9 protein-coding genes and 2 pseudogenes are annotated in these 8,698 nt (G+C 41.1%); all 11 read right to left on the reverse strand.

The genetic code is table 11. The features are described from left to right. Positions 1-124: 124 nt before the first annotated feature. Positions 125-349 (reverse strand): annotated as a pseudogene (locus tag Tanf_RS14300) (nucleotidyl transferase AbiEii/AbiGii toxin family protein); the annotation flags it as partial. After that, positions 334-1,041, reverse strand: a complete 708-nt coding sequence (locus Tanf_RS07900) for a DUF6088 family protein (protein ID WP_004584875.1) — start codon at positions 1,039-1,041, stop codon at positions 334-336. The gene Tanf_RS07900 and the pseudogene Tanf_RS14300, both read right to left, overlap by 16 nt. A gap of 243 nt (positions 1,042-1,284) precedes the next feature. After that, positions 1,285-2,217: an Abi family protein gene (locus tag Tanf_RS07905; RefSeq protein WP_004584877.1), complete on the reverse strand. Its 933-nt coding sequence runs from the start codon at positions 2,215-2,217 to the stop codon at positions 1,285-1,287. A 158-nt stretch (positions 2,218-2,375) separates the two neighbouring features. Continuing rightward, positions 2,376-2,684 carry a helix-turn-helix domain-containing protein gene (locus Tanf_RS07910; protein WP_004584878.1) on the reverse strand — a complete coding sequence of 103 codons (309 nt, stop codon included), beginning with the start codon at positions 2,682-2,684 and terminating at the stop codon, positions 2,376-2,378. Next, on the reverse strand, positions 2,672-4,390 hold the full coding sequence (locus Tanf_RS07915; RefSeq protein WP_370573266.1) for an AAA family ATPase: 1,719 nt from the start codon (positions 4,388-4,390) through the stop codon (positions 2,672-2,674). The genes Tanf_RS07910 and Tanf_RS07915 overlap by 13 nt, the downstream gene beginning before the upstream one ends. Before the next feature lie 29 nt (positions 4,391-4,419). Beyond that, a pseudogene (locus tag Tanf_RS16405) lies at positions 4,420-4,732 on the reverse strand (bifunctional DNA primase/helicase); the annotation flags it as partial. Between the two features lie 2 nt (positions 4,733-4,734). After that, a complete protein-coding gene (locus tag Tanf_RS07920) occupies positions 4,735-5,109 on the reverse strand; it encodes a MerR family transcriptional regulator (RefSeq protein ID WP_004584882.1) in 375 nt (124 codons plus the stop codon). A gap of 2 nt (positions 5,110-5,111) precedes the next feature. Next, positions 5,112-5,447: a helix-turn-helix domain-containing protein gene (locus Tanf_RS07925; protein WP_004584883.1), complete on the reverse strand. Its 336-nt coding sequence runs from the start codon at positions 5,445-5,447 to the stop codon at positions 5,112-5,114. Between the two features lie 628 nt (positions 5,448-6,075). Then, positions 6,076-7,026 (reverse strand): transposase, encoded by a 951-nt coding sequence (locus Tanf_RS07930; RefSeq protein ID WP_236684414.1) that lies wholly within the window; start codon positions 7,024-7,026, stop codon positions 6,076-6,078. Between the two features lie 53 nt (positions 7,027-7,079). Beyond that, positions 7,080-7,442 carry a transposase gene (locus Tanf_RS15560; protein WP_231964057.1) on the reverse strand — a complete coding sequence of 121 codons (363 nt, stop codon included), beginning with the start codon at positions 7,440-7,442 and terminating at the stop codon, positions 7,080-7,082. A 329-nt stretch (positions 7,443-7,771) separates the two neighbouring features. Continuing rightward, on the reverse strand, positions 7,772-8,602 hold the full coding sequence (locus Tanf_RS07935) for a nucleotidyl transferase AbiEii/AbiGii toxin family protein (RefSeq protein ID WP_046825492.1): 831 nt from the start codon (positions 8,600-8,602) through the stop codon (positions 7,772-7,774). Positions 8,603-8,698: the final 96 nt, after the last annotated feature.

Consider the following 8,698-nt stretch of genomic DNA (forward strand, 5'->3'; position numbering starts at 1 on the left):
TTGAGGTGCACAAGTACAAAGTAACACAAATATTATCTGATAATATTATCAAAAGTGTTATTGATAATCAAATAAATGGAAATATATATCTATTGGCACTTTGGATAATATTTTACTTGTGATAAGAAAACCGATCAATCAATAGATAAGCCTTGGATAAGGACGTTCCGCCCTTAAATACGATTTGCTGACTATAAGAGCTCTTGGATAATGCACGAAGTATTTCTGAGATATAATAGTCTTTCTCTATTAACTGTACAGGGATTTTCAAATCCTCGGAAGAGGTCTGTACAAGATCCATGAATGATTCAGGATCTAAATGTAGGTACTCTTTTATTGTATGTTCCATTGATTAGAAACTAAATTTGGTGATAGTCCGATTCTAAATCGTGTAAGCGGACTTAATGTTTGATATAATGTAGTCGCAAGTAATTCGTCGGTTAGCATAGATCCCAACAAAGCTCGCGTGAGTGGAGAGTATTTCAATGCAAGTTCTACCAGTTGCTTTTTCTCCACCTTCGCATATTCATTGACTTTCTTCTTTAGGAGAATATACGACTTGTCGGTAGTCGTATCCGGTATCTTCTTAATCCATTTCAAGCAGTCCAGTAGACGTAACATTTCGATATTATCCCGACTAATTGGATTTCTCTGTAATACAAAACGGATAGCATATATCCCTCGCTTTCCGTTTCGTTTAGGAAAGTTGGTTCCTACTTCAAGAGTTGCAGACTGCTGGGTTGTCAATCCGAGCAAGTTGAATGCATAGAACCCTGTCAGATAGCCTATAGGGGTATCGTTGTCGTATAGTAAGTCACGGAATCGTTCTTCCATAGATGGACCGACAACACCAAATCGAGTTCGCTTAGGTTTGTAGTAGGTCCCCGGGCTGAGTCGTTTTATCTCTCCTTCTTGAACCAGTCTTCCTAAAGCAACCACAGCCGCATTTTGCTCGGTACGAGAAAGTCCTAAGTCTTCCAGTCGGAAAACTTTTCCCATCTCAAAACTTGCAATCTTGTTTTTAATGCTCTTACTTGTCATGCTGCTTGTTCTTTTTGCAAAGGTAGTCATTTTGTTGTGTAAATGCAAGTATTTACACAACAAAATAGCCTAAGCAGAAAGGAAGAGCAATTACCATTCATCACGTTTTCGCAGCATCTCATCGCTCTCTTCACGCAGGAGAAAATAAAGGACAATGATGTGATGAGTCGAGTCGTCATATCCAAACCCAAACTAAGATAAAGAAACGGGAGTATCCAATATTTTGGTATACTCCCGTTTCTTTTATTCGTCTCCCCAAATAGGCTCCTCATTCCATCTATTAAGAAATCCAAGCTTATAAATGGGTATTTGAGGATTCTCTTTTATCAAAGTAATAATTTTCTTCTTGTAACTGTCTCCAGCATCAATAGCTTTACACAGATAAAGCATTGCAGTAATCACAAGATACGGCTTCTTCTGTGCAGCTTCCGGAAGAGTATTTTGCAACCAAATCCTTTTGGGGTTTCTGACGTCCATTGGACGTTTCACCATAGTGCGACTCCATACTCGAGAATGATGGGCAACGATATTCCTCAAATAAGAAATAGCCTCCAACCAACTTGATAGCTCATTATGCAGATTGAGTCCGAACTCATTAGCAATTTTAGCTTTTTCTGGAATTTGATGGTTGAGATTCTTATATATTTTTGAAAGCGTCCCGAAGGTAGCTACCTCAAAAATAACCCATGCATCAGGTTGCTGGGTGAGAGATACACATTTCCGATCTTCCCAAACTCCATATTTGCGTTTGTACTCTTTTATGAACACTTCACCGCTACGCATAAATTCATTCATCAAGTCCGCTAAATGCTGCTGATGAAGTTCTTTACTGACAAAGAAAGAGTCATTCATATAATACAGACCACCATAGGACTGTGATAGATGGTAAATCATCTTTGTTCGTAAGGCAATCTCTATTGTTTCAATGGCATCAAATAGAATAAGCCGTAATTCTTTATCAAAAGAATACCGCGCAATAACATCCTCAAAGCAGGATCCTCTTTGAAAGACATGGTTGTTTTTGTCTTTCTGCATATCCCACCAATAGCCTTTTAGTCGATAGTAACTGATATTCCTCAGATGAAGACAAGCAAAGTCCTCATCTTTTATAATCATACCTCTTTGCTTTAGCAATTCTATTTGTTCTTGAATAGAACGCGATTCTTTATTAGCCATATGGTATATAAAAAAATGACTCGCTGGCAGATCTTACGGTATGCCAAGCGAGTACTGTTATCTTTGAAGTGCAGCAACCTGCAACTATCTTTCCGCTTGCAAAGGTAAGCATTTATTTTATTCCGGCAAAGTAAATGGCAAGAATTTTATGCGATTCACTAGCATTCATCTCGTTTTCGCAGCATCTCATCGATCTCTTCACGCAGAAACAGCAAGCGTCCGTTGGCTTTTAGATAGGGTATCTTCCCTGCCCAAACCCAGTTGTAAATGGTCTTCTGCTCCACCTTTAGGATTTTAGAAACATCTATGATGTCCAAGTATTCAGGCTTCAAAGGAGGTCGAACAGAGGTGTTTATGACTTGTTCCTGTAAAACAAGCATTTGATCAAGTTTCTCCTCCACACACATCAGGCGCTCAAACAGATGTTTCTGCCAGACATCATCGGGATTAAAGTCTAAGTATGGCATAGTTCCCCTTTTTGGTAGTTACCATTGCTATCTTGTGCCAAGATACGTTGTTCTTTCATATAGGCGATGTACTTCTTTGCCGTGCGATCCTTGATTTCCATTTCTCGCATCAAAACCTCACAAAGTTCTTGATAGGAAAGTGTGATTTTGTTTCGGAACGCTTCCTTGACAACGGCTATCAGTTCATCGATTTTTCGTTTCTCCTTGTCTTCTTTCGACTTTTCGCCACGATAGACGTGCATATCGGCCTCCTTATCCCAGCCGAAAAGCATCATCGGCACATCGAGAGGACTGCCGTCACGTACCTTTATAACCTTGACAACAGAGTATTCGGGATTGTCGTCAGTTTCTATGGATAGAATACCCGCTGCCTTGCGTTGCAGTTCCGAGCCAATATGTCCACGGAGTTTAATCCCATTCGGGACAAAATGCAATACACAGATAATGCAGGTGTTATAGATGCCTGCTAAGCGGTACATCTCATCCACGATGGCTATGCTTTCGCTTTCATCGTTGGCCGAGCGTATCAAGTCTGCGATTCCGTCAATGATCATAAGGTGAATGCCTCCGTGCTTGTGATGGAACAAGTCCATACTTTCACGGATAAGTTTCAGTCGGTCTTTTCGGGAAAGTGAAGCCAGATACAGAGAGTGGTAGAACTCGGGGACTGCCGTAAGTGAAGCACGGCGAAGTGTCCGTCCCAAGTTCTTGTGTAATTGAGCCTCCGATTGTTCTGTATCGTAGTGCAGGACGGCTAAGCCGTTGGGATTGGCAGTAATCTCCAATCCCAACGTTTGTTCAGCAGACAGCCTCTCCTCTCTTAACGTGCCGGAGAGGATTGCGGAAATGTAGTTACTTTTTCCCGTCCCCTCGCCTCCTGTGATGCAAAAGAGGTTATCCTGCGTTCCAAGAGGAACGCCATTGACTGCCACAACCGATTTTGAGGCATCAGGAGGATTGTCATAATCTATCTCACACGAGCGAAGCATCATCATCGTTTGACTGTACATGTCTGAGAACATCTTGGCAAGCAAATCTTTCAGGTCATTTGCTCCATTTCCTAAAGCAAAGAAGTCCGAGATGTCCTTTTCACTCTTTGCGCCGCTTAGTGGCAGGGAGAGGTTCAATACCTTGTATTTTTCCAAGTGTTCCACTTGTCGGCGAGCTTCACGTACCCCTGTATCGTCAGAATCATATAATAGTATGATGTGACGGAAGCGGAGTTGCAGGCTTTCAATGATACTTTCAGGTATCTGTGCCGTTTCACTGTTAAAACAGATAGCATTGAAGCCATGTGCATGCAAGGAGAGGACATCTTTTTCTCCTCCGGTAATGAAAAGGATGTCTCCTTTAGTCGGTATCTGCTCCATACCAAAGCAATAGGTGGCAGGCATGCGTCCGCCGTAAAGGAAGCGAACCTTGGTGCTGTGTGGGCGGTATATCTTCACATAGCCGTTCCCGAGATAGGCAAATATCGGATCGGTGGGAGAACTGAAGATTTCAAACTTCTTGCCTTCTGCCGAAACACTCTCGTAGCGTTTAAGACTTCGTACCCGGAAAAGACGGAGTGTGTCTTCGTCAATACCATAATGTGCCCAATAGTTCAGCAGGGCATCATCAAATGGCAATATCTCAAAATCATACGGACGCTCTTCCTCTTTGGAAGGAGCATCTTTCCTTGGCTTTGGTTGGGCTGGTGGCTCAATACGGAAAGAAGAACAAGCAGTTCGCTTTCCATCATCATACAGAGAGTGAAGCCTAAGTTCCTCTACAATGGTTTGCAACACTTCAGGGAAGTCTGTTTTTAGGTTTAAGCCTCGTAAGGTAGCCACAAACCAAAAGCAGTCGCCAGAGTAAGCGGTATCGCCATGGTCGTAAAACTTGTAGGAAGAACTTTTCCTGTCATAATAGATGTGGCAGGAAGCACGTCTGTCTTCATAGAATGGACTGCGGAAGTTTCGGTGCAAATTCACCTCAAAACCCAAGAAGTGAGAGAATACATTCAATCCCCCTTGGGTAAGCAGTAAGATTTGTTCCTTTTCGATCATAGTTATCGGTTTTTAGTATTGACGCATGAACTCATGATAAGATTGTCTTTGAAACGATTCAAGCGTCCCAGGACCTCATCATTTCTCATCCCTGAAATGCGGAGCCTGTTACACTTCGTCGCGATTACAAGGGATTTGAAGAAGTAACGGACATCGCCCCCTTCGGTGTAACGATAGCGTACAAGTTGTTTCTTCCGCCAACGGTATAGGGTGGACTCTGAAACATTCAAGGTTTCAACGAGGTCTTTTGTGGTCATTTCCAACTCATCGTCTATGTCTTGAATCAGATGAGAGGTTCGTGCCACATACTGCTCAATACGATTGAGCCTGTCTATCAAATCCTGATAGGCTTGGCTTTCCATTGCAATTATTTCCATAGTCATAATCGTTTGGTTGTCATGGTCGCATTCTCAAATCCTAATGAACAGATTATCTCTGCAATCTTGTCAAAGGCTTCCTTGGAGAACACGAGAACATGAATCTCTGCTAATGGAGAAGGAGGGGAGTCTTCATTTGCAAGGGATGCAAATAGGTGTGGCAGATTGACCTCTATAGCAGTGGCGTAACGCTCTATCTGTTGTATGGTCATCTCTGTTTTGCCCATCTCCCAACGAGAGATAGTACTGGAGCTAACATCCAGTTGATAAGACAGATACTCTTGCGAGAACCCTTTTTCTTCTCTTGCTGATCTCAGTATTTTTAGCAATTTATTCATAACCGTAAAGTTATTAGGACACCGCCGCAAGAGCAACCCGCTACACACAAATGTTTGCACTCTATACAATCCGTCTTGCATTTGGTGCAAGGTTGAATATAAGTAGCGAATGCATATGAGTGCTGCTTAATATAACGCAGAGATTTTAGAATCAAGAGTAAAAACAGACATAAATCTGTCTCTCTCACAGGATTCCAGTGCACGGTGCAAGTCCCCTTATATATAGGGGCTTGCACCGTGCACTGGGATATGTAGCAGAAAAAAATATAAATGTTTAAGGCACAAACGTTTGGTGGTTCGTCCGTTTTTCTATAACTTTGTACCCACCAAAAGAGAGCGAGCGTGCTTTCAATCGGTAGTCAGAAGAGTAGTCAAAAGGCAGTCAAAATACTGCTACAAAAATGCTACACAACTGATTGTTAGAATTGGTATCGGACTAAAATACAATGATATAGGAGAGGTTGGTTCACAAACCTCTCTCTCCGCAAATAAGGGTGTAAATCAACAAGTTACGTGATTTACACCCTTTTCTACACCCAAAAATCTTCCTCGCAGACTAAATACACTCAAGCTAAGGACAATCTTGAGTGTATCACTAGAATCTAAAAAACTTACATCCGTATGGGCTTCATGACCTATATAGTCGTTCCTTATAAAATCGATTTATGTTGAAAAATATATTTTGTTTTGTGGGTAAAAGCCATCGAAAAATGAAATATAAAAAGTTTTCCATTAGCCTTTCCATCATTTTCTTCAAATTCCAAGCAGTAGCGGCCATGTAAGCATTGATTTGTATCCCTTTTTCGTTCCATAGGTAATTCTGTTCCACGCGGAAGTCTTTTTTAAGATGTCCGAAGATGGGTTCTATTGCTGCTCGAGCTCTGCACTTGTTCCGTTTTTGTCGTTTCTGATAAGCGGTGTCTTTTGCTTTGGGCTTATCGGGAGTGATTATTGTTACGCCTTTTATCTGCTTTCGCCCTCTACCTCCACGGTCATAAACCAACTCTTCGGGTAATTTCAAATTGTTGGTTTCCATCTGTTCGAGTAGCGGGTCTATTGTGTCGCCATCATAAAGATTTTCTAAAAATGCTTTTACTGCCGTGATTACTTTTTGCCCTCTTTTTCCTGTGGTGATTATCCCAACTTTATTACCAAATTCATATTGCTTATGTGCCTTGCCCTTGGCAATGCAGCGGGTAAAAAGTTTGTGCAGACTGTAGATTTTCTTCTTGTCGTTTTTCTTTTGATTCACGACACGCTTATAGAGTGAAAGTTCCTGTTCGTATCTCTTTTTTTGCTCTTCATCCATTTTGCGGTCAAGTTCACGAAGCTGAATATTGGCAATCGTTTTCAAACGGCGTTTTGCTTTGTTGGCCGTTTTCATCCCTCTGGGATGTTTGCCGTTGTACGTGTCTTGCAACAACTGTTTACTTTCACGAGTGTACCACCGACGTTGCCTGATGCCTTCCTTCCGAGCAATTGAATTGCATTTCTCAATAACCTTTTTACACAACTTGGCATCGGTAGGAAAAGTGGTATTGTTCTCTTGAACAGTCGTATCTGAAAGAACAAACTTCACCTGACCCGGTAACTTTTTACCGTGAAGTTGTACGCTGTATGCAAATATTTTTCCTATACCCTCTTTTGGCCTACACGGTTGCGAAAGTGGACAAAGTCACTCGGATCAAAAGGAAATTTATGCTCAAAAAATTCACATCCGCAGAAATACTGAAAATAAACATCTCGAACCCAATACACGGGAAGGCTTTCATCGCTAAGATTGTAAAGGTGTTTGAGCATCAGGCAACCCACCATCATACGAAGAGGAACACTCGGAGCTCCTTTGTCTGAATAAAATGGAGCAAATTCTTCTTCAAAATATGACCAATCAATCTTGTCTGCCAACAGTACAAGCTCGTGTTGCCTATTGATAAAATCTTTCAGCATGGGGCGAAACATATCGCGCTGTCCTTTTACGGGTAATTTTTCTAACATAATTTGCAGTGTTTTATGCCGTAAAGATACTAAATCCTGCAATAATATACAAACTTTTTTGAGAATCTCTTGCTGAATATCAGATAAATACAATTGTCTTAAGGAACGACTAAATAAACAAGCTGAAAAGACTCCTCCATCAGAGCAAGTCACTCAACCTCCACAAGACAACCGAGGAGTAATAAACCGGGTGGTTATATCGAAACCCAAATGGAGATAGGATAAATGGATTGGGGATTTGGCAACAAATCGCTTTTATTGCCAAAATCCCCAATCCATATTTCTGTTCAGAGAGTCTAACTTCTGAACTTTCAATAGTAAGATAACCTTTACTCTTTTGTTAGGTCAATCCCTCTCAGAGATTTCAATATTTTCAAGAATGAAGCCTTTATGGTTTCTGAAGACGGGATTTTTCTATAAGCTATTGCCGATAAATTCTCTTCATATTTGGGAGCCAGAGAATCCCACAACTTATCAAAATCCATCACTAATGGAGATTGGTTCAAATCTTTTAGGTCTTTCCATCCGGCAGGCTCGTCAAAGGCTTCTTGATCATGTTTGACCAAGGTTTCCACATCATTCACAAACTCTTCACTACAAACATGCTCCTCCAATTCTTTGATAGCTAACAATGCGTTCAAATCATAGAAATGGCGGATTTTAGACGATAAGGATGCCAACGGATCCTCGCTTATAGAGAATCGAATGAGAGAAACAGTTTTCTCGCACAAGGTTTGTCTGAGGGACAACACATTCAACTCAAAAGGTTCAAGGTGGTATTGAGTCACCATATCCTCCATATTTCGCTTTTTCAGGTATGTGGTTACAAATGGCTCTATCATTCTTTTTTCATAAGGGAAAGGATTGGCAAATGCGCTGATTTCCACAATAATTCTCGAAGGAATAGGATTTACAGACACATCTAAACCCACCTGAGCATCATAGGAGAAGGCTTGCTTCCTATATTTTGAGCCTTTTGATATATCTGAAAAGGATTTATCCTCCGTCAAGCCGGCTGTTACCTCTTTCATCAAGTTGGATAAAAGCATCTTAACTTGATTGCCACTCATATTCTCACTGATGACAGCAAAGTCCACATCCTCAGAGTATTTATCACAACTTGCGATAAGTTTTCTTATCGCAAGTAAAATATTATCCAAAGTACGACTTTTGCACGACTGATTATTAATTGCTTATCAGGGATACTTTTTGCCATCACTTTGGATAATATTACTACCGTCCTAAGTTTTTTAAGC

The sequence above is a fragment of the Tannerella forsythia genome (assembly GCF_001006485.1).
In the GTDB taxonomy this organism is placed as follows: domain Bacteria; phylum Bacteroidota; class Bacteroidia; order Bacteroidales; family Tannerellaceae; genus Tannerella; species Tannerella forsythia.